Raw genomic sequence first — 25855 nt, 5'->3', positions numbered from 1 at the left:
AAAGACTTTAACCATCTGTTTTTATTGAATATATTAACCTATTATTGGATCAAGATAATACTTGGTTAAGATCAGATCTTTGTGTACTCATAGATCGGGTTTTTACCAACCTCTTTTTAAAAATCTATTGTTGTCACAGCTTATGCACAGTGTTATCCACTTTTTAAGGTGCTTAGATCCATATTTTACTAAGTGATTTCATGAAGTTATGCACTTTTATAAGATCCTTTAGGTCTTTTAATCGGTATAGATCTGATCCCTACTTGGAATAGATCGGATCCTTACTAGCTGGATCGTGTTTTATCCACAGCAACTCTAAGATGAGGCTATATTTGCTTGAATTGAACATGAAACGAAGGGGTTCTAAGGGGATTTTGAGTCACAGTTGGTATAATATGGATCCTGAATCATGCATCAGTTAGTAAAAAATTGATCTCATCTTGGTTTTTTTGCCTAGATCACTTTTTTACTAACTTAAACAATTAACTTTTGATCGTGAATGTGTTGTCATTAACCGTCACAAAATTCTGGAAGTAATAAAATGAGCCGCAAGGTAAACATCTCGGTTGATAATTTACCTGATTCCCTTAGAGGTCAGATCCATGGTGTTGAAAGTGCAACTGATAACGAGAGTTTAGCGCTGTTCACTGATAACAAAGATGTACGCGTTTCGCTGGAAAGTCCTAACCATGGTTTGCGAGCTTACTCTAACACCTTTAATCACTACGATCTTTGGGGGCGCTTTGTCCGCTCTGGTTACAAAAAATTACCTCTAGAAGAGGCTCCAAAGAAAACAATTATTTCCAGGCGTATTTCTGAAAAGGTCGATGGCATACTGTATGATGGTGAATTAAAAATCACTCCTGCGGTTGTGAGTAGTAAAAAAGATGGTGAAGAAGCTGAGTTCTTAGTCTGGCCATCGGATAGAGAAGAGAAGGTTGAACGGGCATTAATTCGTCTTGCCTCGAAAGGCAAGATAGTTAAAATAAATTTTAAGTCCGGTATTCAATATGCGGTTATTTTTTCTATGAATGAGCTAGCCCAAGAGCTAAAAGCTGTTGGCCAATCAATGCCTTACCCACAGATTAAAGAATCCTTGGAGGCGCTTCAAGGATCTAAACTCTCTTTCAAATACCGCGCTACAGATACTAAAAGTACAGATATTGATGACTCATTTTATGAGTCTAATATGAACTTTTTGTCTTCTTTGCATTTTAGTGGAAAGAAAGGGCAGGGCGGAAACGTAAAATGTGTGGCCTGTCTTAATGCTTTCGTTCACAATATGATCGATAATTTGGAATATAAGGGCTACTACTTCAATAGTGCACAAGAGCTAAAACGTGGTTTATCTCGCTGGATGATGCTTCGATTGTATCATTTGTGGAGGTATGCAGCTCCTGGTAAAACGTACCATTTTCGGCTTTTATCCATTATGGAAAAGTACGGTTCTATCTATCCAGATGATGAAATAACCGACAATAAATTGAAAGCATTACGCAGAGATATGACTACAACGATGAAAGACCTGATCGAAAAAGGGGCTATTTCTGAGTACCATATTTCAAATGTAAAAGATGATAAAAGTGGTAAAATCATCGATTATGTGTATGAAATGCATCCATCTGCACAGTTTTGTGATGAAATATTAGCATTAAATAAACACAATAAGCGTATTGAGATTCAAGGTGGTAAGCGCATTGTAGAAAATGCGGAAGTAATTGATGAAGATACGCTCGAAGAAATAGTGAAAAAATAGCCGTTTTATAAAATAAACAATGCTGTTTTTCTTTACTCTTAGAACGTTTTATTATGTTAAATAGTCAAGCGTTCTCTAATATTTTACTAATTCCCCTAAAAGATTGCGTATTGGTTTCTCTTTTTCCTGTTAAAAAACTTCTTTAATAGTATAGGTAGAGTTGTATTTTAAGTGTTGTAATATTTATATGATGTGTTCTTAATAATTGGGTTGGTTGTCTATTTTAGGTTCCTCTATTGTAAAAATGTAGCAACAACTATTTATCTGAAAGCGTGGGCAACTTTGGCTCTGACGGAGAATAACACTCCACTTTTGTTCATAGTGGTCTAGAGAATTATGATGTGTTCTTATTGGTGTTTTGCCCATGCCTTTAGTTGACGGAAATGGGTTGCTCCTGGAGATAATGCTCTTCACTAATTTGTCTTTTTTCAAGGGATCTAAGTGAGGAAGATGATTTGTTAAGCGTTTTTGACTTATGGTGAGGGTGAGTATTGATTATTCGTAACCTAAATTAATGATGTGTTCTTTATTGAGGGGGTAAAAAGAGCATTGATTTGCTAAGCTTTTCAAACTGATTATGTGATCTGTGGTAAGCATCGAGTATTCATTTTCTTATTTAATGATGTGTTCTTTTGGGGCGCTGCTGATTCCTTTGACTGATGCAAATGGGTTGTTCCGGGGGATAATGCTTTTCACTAATTTGTCTTTTTTTAGGCGGTAAAAAGAGCATTGATTTGGTCAGCTTTCCAAACTGACGATGTGGCTGATTGTGAGTGATGAATATTTACTTCCTAAATTAATGATGTGTTCTTTAACTCGTGTATTGTTTATCCCTTTGGTTGGCGGAAATGGGTTGGTCCGGGTGATAATGTGCCTCACTAATTTGTCTTTTTCAGGAGGTAAAAAGAGCATTGATTTGGTAAGCCTTCCAAATTGATGACGTGATCGAGGGGGAGCTTCGAACATCCATTTTCTAGATTAATGATGTGTTCTTTTCCTCGTGTGTTGTATATCTCTTTGGTTTACGAAAACTGGTTGGCCCGGGTGACAATGCGCCTTACCAATTTGTCTTTTTCAGGAGGTAAAAAGAACATTGATTTGGTTAGCCTTCCTAGTTAATGACGTGCTCGAGGGTGAGCACTGGATATTTACTTTCAAAATTAATGATGTGTTGTTTTCCTCGTGTGTTGTTTATCCTTTTGGTTGATGGAAAGGGGTTGGCCAGAGTGATAGTGCGCCTCACCAATTTGTCTGATCTCACGGGGTCAAAAGAACAGTGATTTGGTAGGCCTTCCAATCTCACGACGTGATCGAGGGTGAGTTCAGGATATTTACTTCCTAGATTAATGATGTGTTCTTTAATTGGTGTTGTTTATCCCTTTGGTTAGCGGAAATGGGTTGGCCCGGGTGATAATGCGCCTCACCAATTTGTCTGATCTCACGGGGTCAAAAGAACAGTGATTTGGTAGGCCTTCCAATCTGACGACGTGATCGAGGGTGAGTTCTGGATATTTACTTCCTAGATTAATGATGTGTTCTTTAATTGGTGTTGTTTATCCCTTTGGTTGGCGGAAATGGGTTGGCCCGGGTGATAATGCGCCTCACCAATTTGTCTGATCTCACGGGGTCAAAAGAACAGTGATTTGGTAAGCCTTCCTAATTAATGACGTGATCGAGGGTGAGTTCTGGATATTTACTTCCTAGATTAATGATGTGTTCTTTAATTGGTGTTGTTTATCCCTTTGGTTGGCGGAAATGGGTTGGCCCGGGTGATAATGCGCCTTACCAATTTGTCTGATCTCACGGGGTCAAAAGAACAGTGATTTGCTAGGTCTTCCAAACTAATGACGTTATTGATGGTTAGCATTGAATATTCACTTCTTAAATTAATGATGTGTTCTTTAATTCGTGTGTTGTTTATCTTTTTGGTTGATGGAAAGGGGTTGGCCAGAGTGATAGTGCGCCTCACTAATTTGTCTGATCTCACGGGGTCAAAAGAACAGTGATTTGGTAAGCCTTCCAAACTGATGACGTTATTGATGATTAGCATTGAATATTCACATACTAAATTGATAACATGCTCGATGACGAGCATTGAACATTTATTTTCTCAATTAATGATGTGTTCTTTATTCCTTTGGTTAACGAAAATGGTTTGGCCCAGGTGACAATACGCCACACCAATTTGTCTGTTCTCATAGGGCAAAAAGAACGATGATTTGTTGAGCCATTTAAACTAACGATATACTCGATGGTGAGTGTTGAACTATTATTTTTCTAATAAATTAATGATGTGTTCTTTTGGGGCGTTGCTGATTCCTTTGGCTGATGCAAATGGGTTGTTCCGGGGGATAATGCTTTTCACTAATTTGTCTTTTTTCAGGAGGTAAAAAGAGCATTGATTTGGTAGGCTTTCCAAACTGACGAGGTGATCGAGGGTCGGTATCGAATGTTAGCTTCCTAGATTAATGATGTGTTCTTTTACTCATGTGTTGTCTACCCCTTTGCTTGACGGAAATGGGTCGGCCCGGTGGATAATGCACCTCACTAATTTGTTTTTTCTCAGGGGACTAAAAGAACAATAATTTGTTAGGCGTTTTAAAATGAAGGTATGCCTATGGTGTGTACTTTGTTGTGCGTTTTCTCTTCCATTAGACGACTGAAATTAGTTGAAGTGTGTGATAATCGACATCACTTTTAAGGCTTAAATATCTAGCCTGGTCAGGTGTTTTGAGAAGAATGGATGTTAAGGTATGTGAATAGGAGCTTCATTAATTTTACTTTTTTAGTGATGTGTTCCTGTTGGGTGAGATTTATACCACTTTAAGTTTCCGTTGTAAGGAGATCTGTTGCGCTAGATACCTGCCATAAATAGAAGGGCATACATGATTTAACTAATATCTATAATATGTTCGCAAAGCAAAAGTTCTTGTAACCTTGAAATGTCATATGAATTTAGTCTTTTTTGATACTGCTTTGTCAGCATAAGTAAGTAGGTACTTACACATCACCTGTGCCAAGCATTCTTCGATTTCAAAGTTGATTAGCAAGCGAGGTTAGATGAAACTTGATCAATCAAAGCTTGGATATCATCTTGGTAATAGGGAATACAGACAAAATTGAACATACACAGCATTTATGAAAGCCATTAAAATGTATGTGGATACTTACTAACATAAAAAGATTTTAGCATTCACTTATAAGCATATTAGTTACTAATTTAAAATGAATCCTGTTTGCGCAAACTAGGTTTTAGTAACTTTCAAACAAAGCTAAAGATATTCAGGTGTATAGATAAGAGCGAAATCAAAAGCAGTTTCTGAGATTTTTTGGCATGTAGTAAGAAGGAGCATTTCTCCTATTTTAGATTCTAATCAAAAATATATGGCTTTCCGTCGACTCGACCAGTGAAAAGTAAATACGGCCAGCACTGTTAAGCAAAGTGATGTTTATCGAAATTAGGTAAGCTTTGTTTTTTGTGGCACCTTAATCTCCTATCACTTTTTGCCTAAGAATGCAGTGAAATGCCTAATCACAAATAGAGCACTAAATTAGAATCAACCGTTAATCGTTTCTAAATAGATTCTCTCGATCAGGTAATTGTATTCTTTTTTCCTTGGATCATTGCCATCACGACTGTAATTTTTCAATTCACCAATCTTTGTTTCTTTTTGAGGGTTTAGCAAAACAAAAGGTAACGCACCGCTCACGTGATACCTATTTTTTGCGCTAAAACGAACGTTTACTTCCGGGCTCACTCGAGTTGGGCGTCTGATCCTTAACTTTGCAGAATCAGATAGACTTGAAACTCTAACACGCTCTTGCTCTACAATTGACTGCCAATTATTCTGATCAATTGCTCTGGGGTTTGTGTATTGAGAAGACCGCTGAAGTATATCAAGAGCTGCTTTTTTTGAGAGTGTTTTGGTAGAGTGTTTTGTCATCCAGGTGAAACGTACTGAATAGGGAACAGCTTGCTCGAAGTGTATTTTTCTATATGCTGCTAGCGTAACTAAGCTGGGAACTGCACTGTGTACTGCTTCAAACCGTGCATCATTATTTGTGATTTCAAGAATAAGTTCTTTAAAGGCATCTTTTGCTAAATTTATTTCTACCAGTCTATTTCGTATCTCGTTTTTGGGATCATTTACTAAAAGTATCCCAGGGTGTCTGGTAAGTACCTTGCCACTTTCTTTTTTATCAATAAAAAGATCTTTGTAGGAAGAGATACAATGGTTGAATGCATCCTGACCTGCTAACTTTTCTACATGAACACTATCTGGTGCAGATAGTTCATCTTTTTTTTGTACTGGAGGTAATTTGAAATAGTAAGCTTGAGTTATGTCTGCTTGTTTAATTTCTTCACAAAATAATGAGATTTGCTCAAAAAGGTAGTCAAAATGAGAGCGTATAGAAAGCTTACTTTTCATAATCAAGAGCCTAGTTGTATAGAACAGATCAGTATTATACACCTTGTTAGAAAAAAAATTAATGAGCTTAGTGTTTTGGCTATTGATACTAAATTTTTGCTCGGTGCTGTTTAATATACTTACCATATAATGTATGATGTGTTCCTTTAATAATATACATTCACCTCTACTCAAGCAACATTAATTTAGTTTATCCACTCTTATGGCTACTTTTTAAATGTCTTCCAATCTATTACGAAAAAATTGCGTCTTAGTTGAGGAGGGTACTAAGGTTTGTCTCTAAATCTGCGAATACACCGCCAGTGGTGTTTGTATGCCAAATAATCTTCGGGATATAAGTAGATTAACTCTACGTTTGAAATTTCTGAGAGATGGATTTCTCATGTATATATTGGTGATGAGCATCGTCTATTTGATTCTGCAGAGTTCCTAGTTGCATTAAATCGACGCTCAAACATTAAAGCACCGGATCGGAGGACCAGATATATAATATTCGAGCTAGCGCATTCATAATCTAAATTTTCATAGAATGTTTTCTAATGTTTTCTAATGTTTAGGTTGAAAGGGTAGTTCAAAATAAAGCCTAAAAAAATTAAGGCCAGCTTAAATTGTGTTATATCCGGTTTTGCTGATTAATTGAAATTAGCAATACGCTCAGCTGTTGCTAAAGCTCTTAGCAACCTCGTTAGTGGGAGTCAGGTGAAAGCAATGCAGATTTAACATAATTCATATGTAAGAAAATATCGTTTCGATTAGAACTACCAGAGAAAAAACTTAGCTCTTTGTCGGAAATTCTAAATCATGGCACAGGTGGTGAAATAAACATGAAATGCTTAATTGTATGATGTGTTCTTGCTTTTTTGAATTATCCTTTAAATTCTTCGAAAGATCCTTGAAGCCTCAGCGTCTATAAGGTACCTTGCCTTTGAGGTAACTAATGAGGAATGAGGAAAAAATATGAAGCCTTGGAGTCCAGATAGCTGGAGAGATCACCCGATAGTTCAGCAGCCTGAATACCCAGATAAAATTGAGTTAGAATCAGTAGAGAAGCAAATTAATGCAGCTCCACCTCTGGTTTTTGCTGAAGAAACACGCAGTCTCTATAAAAGCCTGGCTGACGTGTGTGAAGGTAAAGCGTTTTTATTGCAAGGTGGCGACTGTGCTGAATCCTTTGCAGACTTCAGCGCGACTAATATCAGAGACACTTTCAAAACACTTTTGCAGATGGCTGTCGTTCTTACATATGGCGGAAAATGCCCAGTTGTAAAAATAGCAAGAATGGCTGGTCAATATGCTAAGCCAAGATCATCTGATTTCGAGACCATCAATGGCGTTGCTTTACCATCTTACCGAGGTGACATCGTCAACAGTTTCGAATTTACAGAAGAGGCTCGTATACCGGATCCCAAAAGATTGTTGACTGCGTACCATCACAGCGCGTCGACACTTAACTTGCTACGAGCTTTTGCACAAGGCGGCCTTGCAGACCTGCATCAGGTTAGTCGCTGGAATATGAGCTTCGTTGCTGCTAATCCAATGAAAGAAAAGTTTCAACAGCTTGCAAATAGGATCCAGGAAGCTTTGGAGTTTATGGAAGTGTGCGGCATCGATGCGACTGTCGCACCAAGCCTTAAAGAAACACATTTATATACTTCTCACGAAGCTCTATTGTTAGGTTATGAGCAGGCGCTAACTCGCCGTGATCACCTCAGTGGCGACTGGTACGATTGTTCAGCGCATTTCGTCTGGATTGGGGAGAGAACAAGACAGTTAGACCACGCACACATTGAGTTTTTCAGAGGTATTAAGAATCCGATTGGTGTGAAGGTAGGTCCAGGTATGAAGCCAGACGAGCTTATTCAGCTCATTGATGCACTCAACCCTGAGAATATTCCAGGCCGATTGACCTTGATAACTCGTATGGGTGCAGACATCTTACCCGAAAAACTACCAGCGCTGGTCAGAAAAGTGCAAGAAGAAGGGCGCAAAGTTGTATGGAGTTCAGATCCTATGCATGGCAATACAGAAAAAGCCAGCACAGGATACAAAACTCGCAGTTTCAACAATATACTGCGTGAAATCAGTCAGTTCTTTGCAGTACATAAAGCTGAAGGCTCTTATCCTGGTGGTGTACACCTGGAAATGACGGGTCAGCACGTAACGGAGTGTATTGGCGGCGCATACGGTCTTTCAGACGAAGACTTAGCCCAACGATACCGTACTCAGTGTGACCCACGCTTAAACGCAGATCAGGTCCTGGAGCTCGGCTTCCTGGTTGCAGATTTACTCAAAGATGCAAGAAATCGCGTCTAGATAAATAGTAAAGGCCCTACGGGGCCTTTTCTGTTAGTATTTACGTCTCTCTAAGTTAGTTTCCGACATAATCTTTGCGGATATCTCTTCAACAGAAAATTTTGTTGAATTGAGGTACGGTATTCTGTTCTTCTTAAACAACATTTCAACCTCCCTCACTTCAATCCTGCATTGTCGAATGGATGCATAACGAGAATTGGCCATACGTTCCTGCCTAATTGCAGACAGGCGCTCAGGATCGATCGTTAAACCAAAAATTTTGTGTTTAAACGCTGTCAAACACTTGGGTAGCGTCCCTTTTTCCAAGTCATCTTCTGTCATTGGGTAATTTGCCGCTTTTATACCGTACTGCAAAGCAAGATAAAGACTGGTTGGCGTCTTTCCGCTTCGGCTCACACCAACCAAAATAATATCTGCCTTTTCGTAATCTTTAACGTTTGCGCCGTCGTCATTAGCCAAAGCATAGTTGACTGCATCAATTCTGAAGTCATAGGTCGCTTCGTGAATGCTGTGTGTCCTATGAACTTTTGGCACAGGTGCTACCTTCAATTCTCTTTTTACAATTTCACTCGAATAGGATAGGAAATCATAACAAACACCATCGGATGCCAAAATGATATCTGACAAAACGGGATTAACAAAAGTGAAAAATACCAGCGGTTTTTCGCCACTCACTTTTGCAGTTTCATTGATTAAATCTTTGATTTTTTCTGCTTTATCGACCGTTTCAACAAATGGAATGGTTTTATGATTAAAGTCGACGGGGAACATAGATAGGGTGGCATGACCGAATACTTCTGATGTAATCGCCGTCCCGTCTGATATATAAAATGCAGTTCTCATTTTAACCTTTAAATTACTTTTTTAGTATTTTTTCGCGTCGCGGTTTACGTCGCTATGCTTTAAGTTGTAGAATGCCTTCGACCTATAGGAAGGTCAATTTTTCTCTCACATTAAATACAATTTGTTTTGGAGACAGTTCCGTGCAAGACTACGTTCTCTGGTATCAAGAATTAGGTATGCAAGACGTACCTAGAGTTGGTGGTAAAAATGCTTCTCTGGGTGAAATGATATCTAACCTTGCCAATGCAGGTGTACAAGTACCCGGTGGATTCGCGACAACGGCAGACGCCTTTAACGAATTCCTTGAGCAATCAGGCCTCAATGAAAAGATCCACACCATACTCGATACTCTCGATGTTGACGACGTCAACGAACTTGCCAAAGTCGGCGCCCAAATCCGTCAGTGGGTAATCGACACACCATTCCAGCCAGAATTAGACCAAGCCATTCGTAAAGCTTACGCGTCACTCCACGGTGATGAAAACAACGAAGTCTCCTTCGCAGTACGTTCATCAGCCACAGCAGAAGATATGCCAGACGCATCTTTTGCCGGTCAGCAAGAGACATTCCTGAACGTGAAAGGCATAGACGCAGTAATGGTTGCTATTAAGCACGTTTTTGCATCCCTGTTCAACGATCGCGCAATTTCTTATCGAGTTCACCAGGGCTACGACCACCGAGGCGTTGCGCTTTCTGCCGGTATTCAGCGCATGGTCCGTTCAGACAAAGCGTCTTCAGGTGTCATGTTCACCATTGACACAGAGTCTGGTTTTGAAGATGTGGTTTTTGTCACTTCAAGCTACGGCCTTGGAGAAATGGTAGTACAGGGTGCTGTAAACCCCGATGAATTTTATGTCCATAAGCCAACACTAGCTAAAGGCCTACCAGCTGTTGTTAGACGTAACATTGGTTCCAAAGCAATTCAAATGGTGTATTCAAACGACGAGTCTCACGGTAAGCAAGTTGAGATCGTTGATATGGAACCAGCATTATCTAACCAGTTCTCCATCACAGACAGCGAAGTAGAAGAACTCGCCAAACAAGCTGTGATCATCGAAAAACACTATGGTCGTCCTATGGACATCGAGTGGGCTAAAGATGGTAACGATGGCAAGCTTTACATCGTACAGGCTCGCCCTGAAACAGTGCGTTCTAATGAAGACGCAAATGTTATGGAACGCTATCAGCTTAAAGAAAAGTCAAATGTCGTTTGCGAAGGTCGAGCTATTGGTCATAAAATTGGTAGCGGTGTAGTACGTGTACTTAACTCTATCGATGAAATGGACAAAGTTGAGCAGGGTGACATCCTTGTTACAGACATGACAGACCCTGATTGGGAACCTATCATGAAGCGTGCCGCGGCGATCGTTACCAATCGTGGTGGTCGTACTTGTCACGCTGCGATTATTGCGCGTGAGCTGGGCATTCCAGCTGTAGTGGGCTGCGGTAATGCAACGGATACTATTAAACATGGCGACGAAGTAACGGTTTCATGTGCCGAGGGTGACACAGGTTACATCTATCAGGGTAAACTAGACTTTGAAGTCATTTCATCACGCATTGACTCAATGCCTGAAATTCCTATGAAGATAATGATGAACGTGGGTAACCCAGACCGCGCTTTCGACTTCGCTAAATTACCGCACGCGGGAATTGGTCTTGCTCGTCTGGAATTCATCATTAACCGCATGATCGGTGTGCACCCCAAAGCACTTATTAACTTTGATACGCAGCCAGCAGATCTGCAAGCTGAAATCAAAGATATCATTGCTGGATATGAGTCTCCTGTAGAGTTCTATATCGCCAAACTGGTTGAGGGTATTTCAACGCTTGGAGCAGCGTTTGCGCCAGAGCGTGTTATTGTTCGTATGTCTGACTTCAAGTCAAATGAGTACGCAAACTTAGTTGGCGGTCAACAGTACGAGCCGGAAGAAGAAAACCCAATGATTGGTTTCCGCGGTGCATCACGCTACATTTCGGAAGATTTCCGTGAGTGTTTCGCACTTGAATGTGAAGCTATTAAGCGCGTTCGCAACGGAATGGGTCTGGACAACGTCGAGATTATGATACCTTTCGTTCGTACACTTGAAGAAGCAGCACAGGTTATTCAGCTTCTTGAAGAACACGGCCTTAAGCGTGGCGAAAATGGCCTGAAAGTAATCATGATGTGTGAGTTACCTTCAAATGCACTATTGGCGGAAGAGTTCCTTGAATATTTTGATGGATTCTCAATCGGTTCAAATGACCTTACTCAGCTAACTTTAGGTCTTGACCGAGATTCAGGTCTAATTGCGCACTTATTCGATGAGCGTAACCCGGCTATTAAAAAGCTACTTTCTATGGCTATTCAAACAGCTAAAGCGAAAGGCAAATATGTTGGTATTTGTGGTCAGGGTCCATCGGATCATGAAGACTTTGCAGCTTGGTTAGTCGACCAAGGTATTGATTCTGTGTCACTTAACCCTGACACAGTGCTTGAAACCTGGCTATATCTTGCCGAGCAAAACAAAGCTCAATAAAACTAGTTATTAAATAGGCCTGTTTTTACAGGCCTTTTTTATTTTCAGACTATCTCAACCGTTTATCAAGTTGTACGCAAATTGCCTTAAATCCAACCTGAGTTTTTTTTAAGTAATCCCTGGCCCATGGGTAATTGAGCGACAAACAAACAAGGCCGGCTAACAAAAAAACAATGGAAGGGCCTGGTACAACAATAAATAATAAAGCCAGCAAGGCACACACTGCAGCTAACACATTCAAAAATAACTTTTTCATACTCACCTCGTTGGTTTTTTGCTTGCCTTAAGCGTACTCCATATCCCAAAGACATTCTTTTTCTAAATGTAACAAAACGAAAAATTCCGGATTTGTAATGGCACTCAACATGATACAATGCTACCAAAGCAATAATTTATTACCGTCATGATTGCCGAAATTACCCAGCAGGATTCTGCCAATACATTATTAACTGACTACATCAAAAAGATCACAGGCCAGGGCTTTAGCGGAGACACCGATACAAGTTATGGAACTAGGATAGTAACTGCCACTGATAACAGTATTTATCAGGAAATTCCCCAGGCCGTAATCTATCCAAGAAATTCAAAGGATGTTCAGGTTGCAATGCAAGTTGCATCAATCGACCCCTTTCTTTCTTTAAGCTTTGGCCCTCGCGGTGGTGGTACAGGAACTAATGGCCAGTCACTTACACCTGGTATCGTTGTTGATTTATCTCGTTACATGCGCGAAATTCTTGAGATCAACGAAGAAGAGGGCTGGGTAAAAGTTCAAACCGGCGTAATAAAAGATCAGCTCAATGACTTCCTTAGACCATATGGCTTCTTTTTTGCTCCCGACCTATCTACCAGTAACCGCGCAACTATAGGTGGTATGATAAACACAGATGCTTCTGGCCAAGGTTCTCTTGTTTATGGAAAAACGAGCGATCATGTCCTCGAGCTTAAAACAATCCTTGTCGATGGAACCGAGCTCAATACCAGCAAACTTGAACTTGAAAAGGCTCAGATACTCGCTGAGCAAACCAATCGGGTTGGTGAAATCTATAATGCCGTTTTAAATAGCTGTAAAGAAAATCGAGAGCTCGTACTGGAGAAATTTCCAAGGCTAAATCGATTTCTAACCGGCTATGATCTCGAAAACGTTTTCGACGAGCACATGACAACCTTTGATCTGAGTCGGGTGATCACAGGCTCAGAAGGGTCACTTGGTATTGTCACCGAAGCCAAATTAAATGTTACGCGCATCCAGCCGTTTAAAACACTTATCAATATTAAATACGATTCGTTCGAGTCCGCACTCAGAAATTCACCATTTTTAGTCGCGGCGAATGCCACTTCAGTTGAAACTGTTGATAGTAAGGTCCTTAATCTTGCGAAGCAGGATATCATCTGGCATTCAGTATCGGACTTAATATCCGATCTACCGGGTGTTGAAGTGCAGGGACTTAACATGGTTGAGTTCAATGGAGAAACACCCGAAGAAATCGAAAATAAAGTATCTTCACTGTGCAAACAACTTGATCAGCTCATTACAAATAAAGAAGCGGGGGTTGTTGGATATCAGCTCACCAATGATAAGTCCGATATTCTTAAAATTTACGCTATGCGTAAAAAGGCAGTTGGTCTGCTTGGCAATACGAAAGGTAAACAAAAACCTCTGGCATTTGCGGAAGATACAGCCGTACCACCAGAAAACCTTGCGGACTTCATATTGGAATTCCGAGCGCTACTGGATAGCAAAGGTTTACACTATGGAATGTTTGGACACGTTGATGCTGGCGTACTTCATGTTCGACCGGCACTTGATATGTGCGATCCGGAACAAGAAAAACTACTTCGAGAAATTTCAGATCAAGTCGTTGCGCTTACGGCCAAATATCGCGGACTAATGTGGGGTGAGCATGGCAAAGGATATCGAAGTGAATACGGACCGGAGTTTTTTGGCGATACGCTGTTTAATGAACTGAGAAAAATTAAAACAGCATTCGACAAAAATAACCGCCTGAACCCCGGTAAAATCTGTACTCCTATTGATAGTACCGAACGCCTTGTTAGTGTGGACGATCAAAAACGTGCATGGTTTGATAAATCTATCAGTATTGAAGTCAGAGAAAGTTTTGAAAATGCAATGAACTGCAATGGTAACGGACTATGCTTCAACTATGATGAAAAGTCACCAATGTGTCCATCATACAAAGTGACTAAAGATCGTCGTCATTCACCAAAAGGTCGAGCGTCTCTGATCCGTGAATGGTTCCGATTGCAAGAAGAGCAGGGGGTTGATCTATTAGCAGTGGAAAAAGCCTTAATCACCAAAGAAAATGATACAACCTGGTGGGAGCGATTTCGAAACAATCGGAAAAAACAAAAGGGCTTTTATGATTTCTCACATGAGGTGAAGGAATCAATGGATGAATGCCTGGCTTGTAAAGCCTGTACAACAGCTTGTCCTATAAAAGTAGACGTACCAAGTTTTCGTGCAAGGTTTCTAAACCTATACCACAGCAAATACAATCGACCACTCAAAGACCATTTGGTTGCTAACGTTGAAAAGACCACGCCTCTAATGGCAAAACTACCAAGGACTACGAACTTTTTTGTGAATTTGCCTCCCGTTAAGTTGGCTTTGAAAAGCATCATTGGTTATGTAGACACGCCTAAGCTAAGTGTTCCAACGTTGACTTCAAGAGTAAAAAGCGCACAGTTATACGACGAAACTAGATTAGCCGCTCTGTCAAAAGAAGCAATGTCCGATATAGTTTTTATCGTACAAGATCCGTTTACCAGCTATTACGAAGCAGAGCTCGTTGAAGCGCTCATTAAACTAGTAGGAAAACTTGGAAAGCAAGCCATCCTCTTGCCTTTCGTGCCAAATGGCAAGGCACAACATGTAAAAGGATTTCTCAAAGAGTTCAAATCAACCGCGTCTTCCGCAAACGAGTTTCTTTCTCGCGTTGCTAAATTTGAAAGGCCAATGATTGGGTTAGATGCTTCGTTAGTTCTTTGCTATCGGGATGAATATCTTAAGATCCTTGAAAAAGACAAGCTGGCATTTCAAGTTCAGCTGGCGCATGAGTGGCTCGGAAATCAGAACTGGGATGCACTAGGACAACAAGTAAAAGCTAGCGTAAGCAAAGTAAAACTACTAAGCCATTGTACTGAAACAAGCGCGATGCCGGAGAGTAAAAATGTCTGGAAAACCATTTTCAATCAGCTTGGCATAAATCTGGATACGCCTGCAACGGGTTGTTGTGGTATGGCTGGTACTTATGGACATGAAACTGATCACCAGGAAAACTCAAAAACACTATATGAAATGTCCTGGCAGCACCATACGAAAGAGATGGGTTCAGAAACAGTATTGGCAACCGGCTTCTCATGTCGCTGTCAGGTAAAACGATTTGAAAATCAAAAGCCCATGCATCCGATAGAGTTTATCGCTAATAATCTCTAAAGTTATCAGCATAGTAACTGTCTTATTTCTGTTACTATGCTGTTTTCTTTCAATATAATTCCCTTCGCTACCTACAAAAAGCATCGATTTAACATAATAGACCCGCCGCGTTACGTTAGACTCTTGGTTACATTCTCTTAAAGATTTGTATGTTGTGGCGCTAAATTTATGTCGCCTTAATGTATGATGTGTTCTTTATTTTATTGTAGAAGATAGTATTCAAACTGTGAGTGAGGTAAGACTTAAAAAATAGAAAGGCGACATATACGAAAGAGTAATGATCGTCTTAGCAGTGTTAAAAATAGCAGCCATCTTACAAAGATAATCCAAATCATAGCTGCAAGGAAAGGTAACTTGCTTAAAAACGACCAATCTGGTTTAACTTTGGGTGTTTATTATGGGTAAAATCTTAAACTTAACTTACTGCAAAATTGCAATTCTGTTCATCTTTAAGAGGAGAAAATCAAAGTATAAAATTATTTTTTCTCAATTATAATGCACCAAAATAACTAAAATTGAATTCACTTTTAAAATTTAAAAAATTATTAATTCAATATGCTCTGGTGTGATTAAACAACAGGAAATTTTAAAAAGGCTAGCTGTCATGCTAGTTAAACCATCAAATATGCTATGGAATCTGCCCCTTATTATTTAGTAATAATTAAAAAACAAAACGGTGTTAGGTTACTAGAAAAAGCAGTGCTATAAATAAAACAATGCAATTTATATTTAATAATGCATTACAATAACGCGATGCAACTAAGCGTCGTTCAGCTCAATTATAATTTGCGTTTTATACCTGACTTAGCTCTCTCTTTGATATTGGTTTGAATATATATCTGGTCAGTCGTTGCAATTTTTGAATGGCCCAGATCTTCAGAAAGGTGCTTCAGTGGTCTATGCTGCGCGTCATGGGTTGCGCCTGTATGTCTTAACCAATGAGAGGTCGCAGCTTGTAGGTTTTCTGACTCTTCCTGAAAACCATCTTCATTGAGTTTTTTTATCGCAAGGTCAAAGCTCTCCTGAACGATGCGGCGAATTTGCCTGACATTCATCCCACCGCTTCCCCTCAGTTTATGAATAATAGGATGTGGCTCATCCACGCGGGGAAGGGAGCTCAAACCGCGGCTCAGACGATAACGTTTGAGGTAATCAATAAAGTCCTCACTTAAAGTAACATCTCTGAGCTTGTTACCTTTTCCCATAATACGTAAAAACCAAAAGCCATCCTGATCTTGCCAAAAATGACTCATTACCGGTGCCCATTGCGGTCTATCAGACAGTTCGGATATACGCAGATACAATCCCTTTAAACAGGCGAGGGTAAACAGGTTACGTTCAAGCTTGGGATCCTTTTCGCAGCGATCTTTTGTAACGCCAAACACATATTCCCACTGTAAATCACTAAGCGTATCAGGCAACTTAATCTGAGATTGAACCACCAGATAAGGACAGTTCTTTTTAACGACCGGCACAAAATTTGTAAATGTTCTTTCTTCTAAAATCGCAAATTTATAAAACACATTGAGCGCCGTGAACATAGATGCAAGTGTTTGCTGACTAACTCCATTAGCCTTGTAAACAAAGGGCCGCCAGTTTGGGTTAACTCGTCTAAAGCCTTCATTATCCTTAAATCGCCATTGTACAGAATCCGCTACCCACTCACCGTTTGTTTCAACAACAAACTCAACGTAACCCTCAATGTCTTCTCGTTTTAAGTCGAACACCGAGGTCTGTTGAACACACCAGGCCCACAGGTAAAAACGCTCAATCTCATTTCGAAATCGATTAAAGGTAGCTTCTGATTTGCGGCCATATACATACAAAAACTGATAAAGAAAAGCGAGGTCATCTTTACACCGCTCAGGATCAAATACGTCTTCTTTCAAAAAGTGGGCAATATCAGGGTACTCAGTTGCCAGTGTATTGTCTTCGAGATGCGCTACTAAATATCTAAGCTGTTTGAGTGTATCAACGAGAGGCGTCATAAGGTGTGTATAACACTGATTATTTAAACAGTGGTTTATTCTGACCTAAGCATTTAGAGATTGCAACGGTCTTATCCCATTAAAAGGAAAATTACACACCAATAGACTGAGACTAATCTGGCTTTTACACTAAACCTGTTGTTCAGGCTGCTTAACGTACTCCAGAATGATGAGAAGATTACAGATGAACCATAAATCTTTGATAATGAACAAGCCCAGGCCATCTATCACAGTTGCACTGGAAAATCCCCCATCCGCAGTAAACAAGAATGTCTGAGTCATAACGAACACCGCACCGGTCCCAGCCAGACCAACGAGCATAACAAGACGCTTGTTAAACCATACTCCTAAGCCGAGAACAATGGCAAAGACCAGGTCATAAATACCTATTAAATCAGATGCCTGTTGTACACTGAACAGGGTGTATAACCAGGCCATGAAAGGCGAGGTCTCTACCAGGGGCACGATCGCTTTGGCTTCAAGCTCTAAGAACTTCATACCACCAATCCAGAATAATACAATCGCGACAGGAATATAGTTTATTAATGCATGAGTACGGATATCTACACGTGTACCAAAGCACAAATATAATGCTAAAGGTAAAAGTGCGAAATACTTAATAATACCCTGGCCAGACCCAATAACCGGAAACCCGCCATGTTCAGCTATCCAGCGGCTTGAATCGAATAAGGTTAATAGCATAATAACACTTACGATGATCAGTAGAACAAATTGGGGCCTGCGAAGAGAAGGTAATAACGGTGCAGAGGCCAACATTATCCCTGTCACTAAAAACAAAGCGCCCAGAAACAAACCTAGATTTTGTAGTGAATATATATCAGTAAGTGAATAGAAACCCAATGCCTTTTCTACATATCCCGAATGACCTCCGAGCATGAACGAACTACCAATCACAACCAGACTGGCGGCGATGACAAAGGCGATTAGCTTAAAATTAATTGAATGAGGCATAGTGTTCCTGAAATATTAAATGTCCTTAGGAGACCGGTAAAGACAGTATTTATTTCACGGATCCTCAAATTTGTCTTCGTGACTGCTGTGCTTAGGAAAACACACCTCTCAATTCTTCAATCCATTGGATTCAATAAAACGCAAAGAGGGCAACCTCGATATCAGCGAGGTTGCCCAAACTTACCTCAAATAATCGATTCAATAGTGCGACTCATCGTCCTATTTTGTTTGAACCGCTTTTCAGGTGTCTGTTAGTTTGTTTGTGCTTCCAGGCTGACACCATTGTATGATGAGTAGCCGCGTAACATGATGTGATAGGTACCTGCGGAAGGGTTATTCACAGTACACACTTCATTGTTACCATTTTTATAAGGACGACAATCATAGGTCGTGCGAGTAGGCTGCGCATTGGCACGTACATACAAATCAGCGTCACCCGAGCCACCGCTCATGGTGAAGGTTACTTTGCTTACGCCATTGCCTACGTTAAATGTATAGAAAGTTTCACTACCAGATCCACCACTCAGGCTGGTTTTTGCAACGCCATCTTGTAGTTCATTACCACCGCCACCATTGAGCGCTGCATCTACAGCAGCAGAAGCATCAATGATACCCGTACCACAACTGCTACACGTAGCCGGGAAACTGCGAGTCGTACTCTTCAGAATACTTTCAACTTCATCGGGTGTTGCATTCGGTTTGGCTTGCTTAATAAGCGCAGCGACACCAGCAACATGCGGTGCTGCCATTGATGTACCCTGGGAGTATGCATAGCTGTCACTGGAAGGAGTGTTGCTGCCGGTGTTATAAGTTGACAGAATACCTTCTGGATCATTAGCAAAACTCTGCGCGCCACCTGGTGCTGCGACATCGATATTTGACCCGTAGTTAGAGTAATAAGCACGACCGCCATTTCGGCCTACTGAAGCCACATTGATAATGCCTGAACAGTTACCCGGGTTGAAGTTAGCAGAATTTGCATTGCTGTTACCCGCTGCGATAACGATAGTTGCACCATTTGCACGCGCAGTATTAATCGCACTCTGTGTGGTTGAGCTACAAGAACCCTGACCACCCAAACTCATGTTAATGACATCCGCCGGGTTTGCATTTGCCGGTACGCCAGATACTGAGCCACCTGATGCCCAGATGATACCATCAGCAATATCTGAGGTCAGACCGCCACATTTACCAAGTACTCGAACGGGTACTACTTTTGCATCGTATGCTACGCCGGCGACGCCTTCACCATTGTTCGACACAGCCGCTACGGTGCCAGCTACGTGAGTACCATGCCAGCTTGAGCTGCGTGCACTGTGAGTATAGCCACACTCATTTGCAGAAACGGCATCACCAGGATCGCGTGCATCGCTATCACGACCGCCACCATCATTTGCCACAGACAAATTAGAGATCATGTCGTAGCCTTGAAGAATATTTGGGTTCAGGTCAGAGTGAGGACGATAGCCCGTATCCAGCACCGCAACTACCACGCCATTACCTGTAGATTTGTCCCAAGCAGCTGGAGCGTTAATGCCACCAGCAGATTCGAAGTAGTGCCATTGATCTGAATAGCGTGGATCGTTCGGCGTTGCGAACGGCTGTAGCATTTGGTCAATTTCGATATACTCGATATTGCCTGTCGATGCTATTTCCTGCATCAGGCTTTGTGCTTCTGCCGCTGTCAAAGTCTCATCAACTCGCATGACATGGTGGTTGCTTAAAGCCATCTTACGAACATACTTAGTTTGCAGTGAAGCTTTCTTTTTACTTTTAAAGTTCTTCACAAAACTCTGAGCTCTCGCATTCATCATTGCTGGCGACATATCTGCACCAGAAATAGACATGAGTTGGTTGCTGTTATCTTTATACTTAATGATAAATTGAGTACCAGCCGTATTTTGGCCCTCAATCTTCTGGCTCACCTGCGCCATGTTGGCAACAGAGTGAAGTGCTTCAACGTCGTTTGCGAATGCATGGGTAGTAGCGAACATACCTGAAACAGCCAGCGCGATGGCTCCAATTTTTAAATTATTAGTTGTCATAATAGTTTTTCCCTAGATTAGTTGTTGTTCCTTCTGTCCAGGATTAAGTACAGAAGGTTCACAACTGTAAACACAGGGTTACCACATCTTTAAATTACTTTTGGCTATATAAAATACAATTCAGGTTATAAGGCATGACTTTATTTCACTTACTTCATTGTTTTGTAATATTTTATCGACACCCAAAAGATTGGTTATGATATATTCTTCATGTAAATGAATGTAAACAGATAGTAATATTTTATTAGCATTTCAGACGTGTTAAGGTCGATAATTCCAGCGCGATACAGTTAAGATTGTCTTTTAAAACAACAGTCGAACGGATTTGACTCAGTTAATAAACGAGCTTCGGAGTCGTAAACACTTCCCACTGATGCGAGTTATCGCATGTAACAAGTAAAGCTTTGATCATCAAATGAACAGGATTTTGTCTAAATGCGTATTCTAGAAAATAGGCACAAAAACAGATCAAATTCGTAAAGTTACGCATAATTTAGTTCTGTTATGAAAAGCCATTTCAAAGAGTAACGGACAATTCTCTGAGGAGGGGAAAATTCACAGCGCTTAGATAAGGCTCGCTTTCACTAAGCGTCATTTCTTAATGGTTTTTGAAGAATAAAGCAGCATCAAGCTTCGATGCTGCCTCAAAATCAAATAAAGATTAAGGCCTAGTTATAGTCCGCGGCATTGCTGGGCATCAAAATCTACTATGATGCTGGTATTAGCAGTGTCACCAGTGATCTTTAGATAAGACCAGTACTCACTGCCTGCAGCAATTTGAATACACTCAGTTGTGGTACCTGAGTTCGACTCTGCATCTTTATCATTATCACTTGGCCAGCCGCCATTTTTATACAGTATATGTAAGTTACTCGTGCCATGCGCCGTCGTGATTGCCACATTTTGTGCAGATGACACATCACCGATCGATAACCACACAGTGCCGTCTCCACCCAGGCATTCAGCTTTACCAGCATCCAAACGACCTCCACTCACCGGCTGCTGCGTCGCACATGCATTGGGAACCGTGCCACTCGTATCTTTGGGCATTATCTCGACGGTATAATCCTCTACCTCTCCGTCGCCGATAGAGCCGCACGCACTTTGAGCCGCGCCATTATACTTCATGGCAATACGTAACCGGGCTTTATTGCCAGCCATATTTGCGGGGACATTAATGGTTCCTGTTACTTCACCTTTGCCTGAAACATCAACTAAAACCTGCTCAGATTGTTCAAACTGACCGTTATTGTTAAAGTCTATCCAGGCTACCCAGTGCTCAGTGTAGTCACCACCCGGTGTAAAGGTAAACTGGTTGTCACCTTCTGTCAGTTTGATGGTCTGTGCTGAAAAATCGCTGTATCCGTTCGCCTGCGAAGGGTTACTAAAGCTGCCACTTTGAACATTTGCGATCCATTCATAGCGGGTATTACCACTGGCAGAGCAATATTCGATACCTGTAATGTCGACTACCGCTTGTGCACTATGGCTTAGCCCATCGTTATCTGTCACTTTTAACGTGGCAGTATAATTTCCTGTCTGAGCATAGGTATGCGTTGGGTTGGCATCACTGCTTGAGTTACCATCTCCAAACTGCCACAGGTAGCTGACAATAATACCGTCTGTATCTTCTGAACCTGCACTACTGAATGTAACAGGCTGACCATTCATAGCAGAGTAGGGACCATTGGCCTGGGCAGTAGGCGCAACACGCTCCAAATTAACTTTTGCCGTTGCGGTATCCGTTGAGGTATTTCCATCATTGTCAGTAACAGTCAGCTTAACCGCGTACACATCTGCGTTCTGATAGGTATGGACAGGACTTGAAGCAGTCGATGTATTACCGTCACCAAACTCCCAGAAGTAACTGACTATGCTGCCATTCGCATCATTTGAACCCGCACTACTAAACTGAATCGATTCGCCAATGATAGCACTGTAAGGCCCATTTGCTTCGGCGACTGGTAACTCGGAGTTTGCTGCTCGCTCATAATAAACCACCAATGATGCTTCGCTATACTCAAGAAACGGGTCAATCATAATGTTCAGCTGACCGCCTCCTGCGTCAAATTCACAGTACTCGCTGTGCCTGGGCGCACTAAAAGGACCACAGTCATGATTATCCGCAGTAGGAATAGAATTTAAACTAACGTATGCGTCCGGATCTCCCTGGTAGCCACCCGGCATGACCGCAACAGTGCGCACAGCGTCTGAAGGAATATCAAATTGATACGTTTTTGGTTCCGCGCCTTTAGCAGAGCTTAGACCTGTTACTTCAGCCAAAAACACACGCTCACAGCCATTACACAGTGTATCATCTGTACCAGAAATTACGCTGAGCGTCGCATTAGAATATGCACTAAATGCATCGATCGCCGTATGGTAAGACTCCGTGCTTGAAGGGGCTGAGATTGTGACCAGCTCAGGTGAGCCAGCACTTCTGAATGAAATAAAATCAGCGTCCCAGTTATCTCCATTTTTTACCGGTGCTTTACCTTTGGAGACATACATATCCGGATCTTCATCGTAACCGTCCAGGTAGAAAGCGACAGCCTGAGTGCCTGCCGGAACCGTGATCTCGTAATTGTCGACATCACCTTTCTGGCCAGACAGATTAGAAAATGACTGGATCACATCACCCTTTGGCGGTAACACTGCGCCAGAAGTACCATCCCAGGGATGGTCAGCATTACTGGTATATTCTTCAAGACCTGTGGCAATCAGGTTTGCATTAGACCACAACGTTGCCCTGGCTGGGCCATGAAGCGCAGCGGTCATTCTGTCCACTTGATCTTGTGTGAACATGGCATAGTTATCCGAATAGTGCATAAAGTTCTCGGTGTTTGTTGGCTGATCCAGGCAGTTCTTTGCATTATTTTGTAATATGCTGCTGCTCATTTGTGGTGTATCACATGATCCGTCACCGGTCGCGTTACAAAATGCCTCAGAATGGATAGTACATACATTGCCGTCAAAAGTATGGGGCAGGTTAAGCCAGTGACCAAATTCGTGAGTTAGCACAGAGCGGAAGTTTTCATTGGTATTTGCACCAACATAGTCCCCGTTATAAACAACACGAGAAAGCCCATTTTGCGACATGCTTAACTGAGGGTACCAGGCAACACCTGAGTTGTTGGTTGAACCATCATCATATAAATCTTGCTGAATATAGATATTCATGTACTTAAAGTTATCCCAGGCATCGGCGGCAATCTGGTCGTCAACACCGCTGCCTTTACCGTAGCCTGCTTTTTGCGGATGGCGCACGATACCATTGGTAGGCTGACCATTTGGATCTTTTTTGGCGAGCACAAATTCAATATTCAGATTTTCGCGTATCGCCTGAAACTCTGGCGCGATAGGACCGTCATCTGTGATCAGACCCAGGAAATCCTGATTGGATTTATTCAGTCCATCAATCACTTTTTGTTCGGTTAAACAATAAGTACCTGATTCACAGTTATACCTGTCACCATAGATATGCACGACCACGGGAATGTAATAGCGCCCAGGAATACCATTGCCGTTTTCTGCTGCCAAGTCTTCCTGATTAGCCAAAGATGACATAATTTGCGTCGCGAAACTGGAGCTAATCGACTGCTGTCTGACATTTTCTTTTTGGATAGATGACCAATCCTGTGAATTGTGATCCGTCCCACAAATCTGGCCTTCATGGGTATGACCTTTGGTCGATGTTGTACTTAAAAGCAGCGAGTTGTTAGATGCAGCCAAGCCCGGCTCTAAAGACTGACCGGCCAGAGCCGAACCACACGTCAGCGTCGACAGCGCTATTAACATAGCATGGCTAAGTTTATTTCTGGCCGGTGTCTTTGCCAATACCTGTTTAGCAAAAGGCATAGTATTCTCCTGTTGTTGATATATTTGTTAACAAGGTGCTGTTCAATGTGTGCTCTCTTATTCACCTTGCAACTTGTAGTGTTATTATTTTTACCGTATTCAATACTCTGTTGTTTTTCTGGAACTAAGTAAAAGTGCATTCATATCAGTCACCTGGCTATCACACCTCAACAGCTGGTGGATTTCTGTACGTCATGAAAGCCTTTTGTAACTTACATGAATGAAATTATATTGTATACAGTATAATTTAACATTTTGCATAATTGTTATTTTGGTGAGGCAGGGCAGGTATGCACTAAAGTGGGCTAATGGATTGTTTTTAGTGCTTATGTTGGTGATACAAGCGAAAGGTTTGGTTTGTAACAAGCTCGGACAACAGCAGGGCTTTTTCTAGATATGAAGTCTTGCATAGCATAATTAGCCACCTGAGCACGCGGTTTGGCTAGGTACACACCCTGTGCTAATACGTCCTCCTTAGTTCAAATTCCCAATACGCGCGTTCCAGGTCGCATACTTTCGAAGCGCTATTGGCTTTGCAGAATGGGCCTGACTGTTAGGAACCAGCCAGAATACGCAGGATTATTGGGGGAGGGGCAATTGCTCCAGAGTTTTTCATCGCTCGTCGGTTACTGTGGGAGCGAATGTAAAAATTATGGAGCAGAGTTTTAGGCGTAAAACGTTTTACAGTATTGAAGATGTTATGATTTTTCTAGATTTAACATTTCAAGTGTTTCAGAAACATTCTGTTCATCTATGAAATAGTGCACCAAGTTTATTAATTCTTTGGTTGTAAAATGGTCTTTAACTTCATCGACCACCAAATCGAGAATCGCTTTATCTAATGAGAGTAAGTTTCTTCTTATACTATTAATGTTAAGATAAATAGACCTTTCCAACATGTCCTTATCTGCTATTGGTTCGATTGACCGGTTCCAGAGAGCAAGTTGCACTGCAACATCAAACTGACCAGGGTGCCTAACTAGGTGAATAAAAAAGTCTGCATGCTTCCTTAGATACGCATTCTGTGCACCCAGAACATCACACCACTTTTGCCTTTTAAAAAGGTGATGAAACAAAGAGAATACTCTAGTTCGTATTTCCATGTTCAAAGGTACATCATCGAAAGGAACTTCCATGAATTTGACCGCCACTAAGTCATATGGGATCTTATTTGCATCGAAGAATTGGTTAATCATTTTAATCCGCTTATTTGGCTCAAGAGAACAAAGCTTCTTATCAAACGCAAACGCAATTTCTGTTGCGAGTTCATCAGAAACATTTTTTTGAGTTAAGGATTTAAGCTCTGTTACCTTTTTCATCACGAGCTCATATTGAAATGAACTCCTTTGCTGATTGACTTGCTTCTCTATTAAAGTCTTGGTTTCGAAGAGCTCAGTCCTGCTTGTAGACCATGTTTTATATACAAAAAACACAGTTGCTGATAGTAGGATAGGAGAGAGTATGTTGTTAAGATACACAGCAACACTTTCCCATAGTTCAAAGTCACGATTTTTTAGATCAATTCCAAAGGTGCCGACATATACATAAACAACAATAATTGCGGCAACAACGAATACAACGATAGCAAAATAAGCCAGCCAGTCATTTCCTTGTTTATTTGCGTGTTTTGAACCATTTGTCATTTTTTAATCCTTAATTTATGCGCTGATAACACTT

General features: G+C 41.2%; 12 protein-coding genes. 4 read left to right on the top strand and 8 right to left on the bottom strand.

Features of this window, described 5'->3' with window-relative positions:
• Nucleotides 1-541: 541 nt before the first annotated feature.
• Nucleotides 542-1756: a hypothetical protein gene (locus PRUB_RS26345; RefSeq protein ID WP_010381348.1), complete on the top strand. Its 1215-nt coding sequence runs from the start codon at nt 542-544 to the stop codon at nt 1754-1756.
• 3557 nt (nt 1757-5313) lie between these two features.
• On the opposite strand, the gene PRUB_RS26340 is transcribed toward PRUB_RS26345, so the two are convergent.
• Nucleotides 5314-6186, bottom strand: a complete 873-nt coding sequence (locus tag PRUB_RS26340) for a DNA replication terminus site-binding protein (protein ID WP_040644869.1) — start codon at nt 6184-6186, stop codon at nt 5314-5316.
• Between the two features lie 957 nt (nt 6187-7143).
• Between PRUB_RS26340 and PRUB_RS26335 the strand changes: the two genes are divergently transcribed.
• Complete coding sequence (locus tag PRUB_RS26335; RefSeq protein ID WP_010381338.1) at nt 7144-8499, top strand: class II 3-deoxy-7-phosphoheptulonate synthase; 1356 nt, start codon at nt 7144-7146, stop codon at nt 8497-8499.
• Between the two features lie 33 nt (nt 8500-8532).
• Here PRUB_RS26335 and ppsR read toward each other — a convergent pair whose 3' ends face one another.
• The gene (ppsR, locus tag PRUB_RS26330) at nt 8533-9342 is read right to left on the bottom strand and encodes a posphoenolpyruvate synthetase regulatory kinase/phosphorylase PpsR (RefSeq protein WP_010381336.1); all 810 of its coding nucleotides are present in this window, start codon (nt 9340-9342) and stop codon (nt 8533-8535) included.
• A 140-nt stretch (nt 9343-9482) separates the two neighbouring features.
• Between ppsR and ppsA the strand changes: the two genes are divergently transcribed.
• Nucleotides 9483-11861 (top strand): phosphoenolpyruvate synthase, encoded by a 2379-nt coding sequence (gene ppsA / locus PRUB_RS26325; protein WP_010381334.1) that lies wholly within the window; start codon nt 9483-9485, stop codon nt 11859-11861.
• A 49-nt stretch (nt 11862-11910) separates the two neighbouring features.
• On the opposite strand, the gene PRUB_RS26320 is transcribed toward ppsA, so the two are convergent.
• Nucleotides 11911-12117, bottom strand: coding sequence for a PGPGW domain-containing protein (locus PRUB_RS26320; protein WP_010381332.1), 207 nt, complete (start codon nt 12115-12117; stop codon nt 11911-11913).
• A gap of 147 nt (nt 12118-12264) precedes the next feature.
• Between PRUB_RS26320 and ydiJ the strand changes: the two genes are divergently transcribed.
• Complete coding sequence (gene ydiJ / locus PRUB_RS26315; RefSeq protein ID WP_010381330.1) at nt 12265-15315, top strand: D-2-hydroxyglutarate dehydrogenase YdiJ; 3051 nt, start codon at nt 12265-12267, stop codon at nt 15313-15315.
• 779 nt (nt 15316-16094) lie between these two features.
• Here the strand turns inward: ydiJ and PRUB_RS26310 are convergent.
• The 5 genes from PRUB_RS26310 to PRUB_RS26290 all read right to left on the bottom strand — a co-directional run bounded on the left by PRUB_RS26310 (nt 16095) and on the right by PRUB_RS26290 (nt 25821).
• The gene (locus PRUB_RS26310) at nt 16095-17303 is read right to left on the bottom strand and encodes a tyrosine-type recombinase/integrase (RefSeq protein ID WP_010381329.1); all 1209 of its coding nucleotides are present in this window, start codon (nt 17301-17303) and stop codon (nt 16095-16097) included.
• Nucleotides 17304-17432: 129 nt separating this feature from the next.
• A complete protein-coding gene (locus PRUB_RS26305) occupies nt 17433-18275 on the bottom strand; it encodes a DUF417 family protein (RefSeq protein WP_010381326.1) in 843 nt (280 codons plus the stop codon).
• Between the two features lie 251 nt (nt 18276-18526).
• Nucleotides 18527-20320 carry a S8 family peptidase gene (locus tag PRUB_RS26300; protein WP_010381324.1) on the bottom strand — a complete coding sequence of 598 codons (1794 nt, stop codon included), beginning with the start codon at nt 20318-20320 and terminating at the stop codon, nt 18527-18529.
• A 672-nt stretch (nt 20321-20992) separates the two neighbouring features.
• Nucleotides 20993-24178: a M43 family zinc metalloprotease gene (locus PRUB_RS26295; RefSeq protein ID WP_010381322.1), complete on the bottom strand. Its 3186-nt coding sequence runs from the start codon at nt 24176-24178 to the stop codon at nt 20993-20995.
• 698 nt (nt 24179-24876) lie between these two features.
• Nucleotides 24877-25821 carry a hypothetical protein gene (locus PRUB_RS26290; protein ID WP_010381321.1) on the bottom strand — a complete coding sequence of 315 codons (945 nt, stop codon included), beginning with the start codon at nt 25819-25821 and terminating at the stop codon, nt 24877-24879.
• Nucleotides 25822-25855 lie beyond the last annotated feature (34 nt).

The sequence above is a fragment of the Pseudoalteromonas rubra genome (assembly GCF_000238295.3).
GTDB lineage: Bacteria > Pseudomonadota > Gammaproteobacteria > Enterobacterales > Alteromonadaceae > Pseudoalteromonas > Pseudoalteromonas rubra.
This window is presented reverse-complemented; position numbering and strand designations above follow the sequence as displayed.

Coding starts and splice junctions, on each gene's coding strand:
- PRUB_RS26345 (WP_010381348.1), top strand. CDS start 542: ATGAGCCGCAAGGTAAACATCTCGGTTGATAATTTACCTGATTCCCTT.
- PRUB_RS26340 (WP_040644869.1), bottom strand. CDS start 6,186: ATGAAAAGTAAGCTTTCTATACGCTCTCATTTTGACTACCTTTTTGAG.
- PRUB_RS26335 (WP_010381338.1), top strand. CDS start 7,144: ATGAAGCCTTGGAGTCCAGATAGCTGGAGAGATCACCCGATAGTTCAG.
- ppsR (WP_010381336.1), bottom strand. CDS start 9,342: ATGAGAACTGCATTTTATATATCAGACGGGACGGCGATTACATCAGAA.
- PRUB_RS26320 (WP_010381332.1), bottom strand. CDS start 12,117: ATGAAAAAGTTATTTTTGAATGTGTTAGCTGCAGTGTGTGCCTTGCTG.
- ydiJ (WP_010381330.1), top strand. CDS start 12,265: ATGATTGCCGAAATTACCCAGCAGGATTCTGCCAATACATTATTAACT.
- PRUB_RS26310 (WP_010381329.1), bottom strand. CDS start 17,303: ATGACGCCTCTCGTTGATACACTCAAACAGCTTAGATATTTAGTAGCG.
- PRUB_RS26305 (WP_010381326.1), bottom strand. CDS start 18,275: ATGCCTCATTCAATTAATTTTAAGCTAATCGCCTTTGTCATCGCCGCC.
- PRUB_RS26300 (WP_010381324.1), bottom strand. CDS start 20,320: ATGACAACTAATAATTTAAAAATTGGAGCCATCGCGCTGGCTGTTTCA.
- PRUB_RS26295 (WP_010381322.1), bottom strand. CDS start 24,178: ATGCCTTTTGCTAAACAGGTATTGGCAAAGACACCGGCCAGAAATAAA.
- PRUB_RS26290 (WP_010381321.1), bottom strand. CDS start 25,821: ATGACAAATGGTTCAAAACACGCAAATAAACAAGGAAATGACTGGCTG.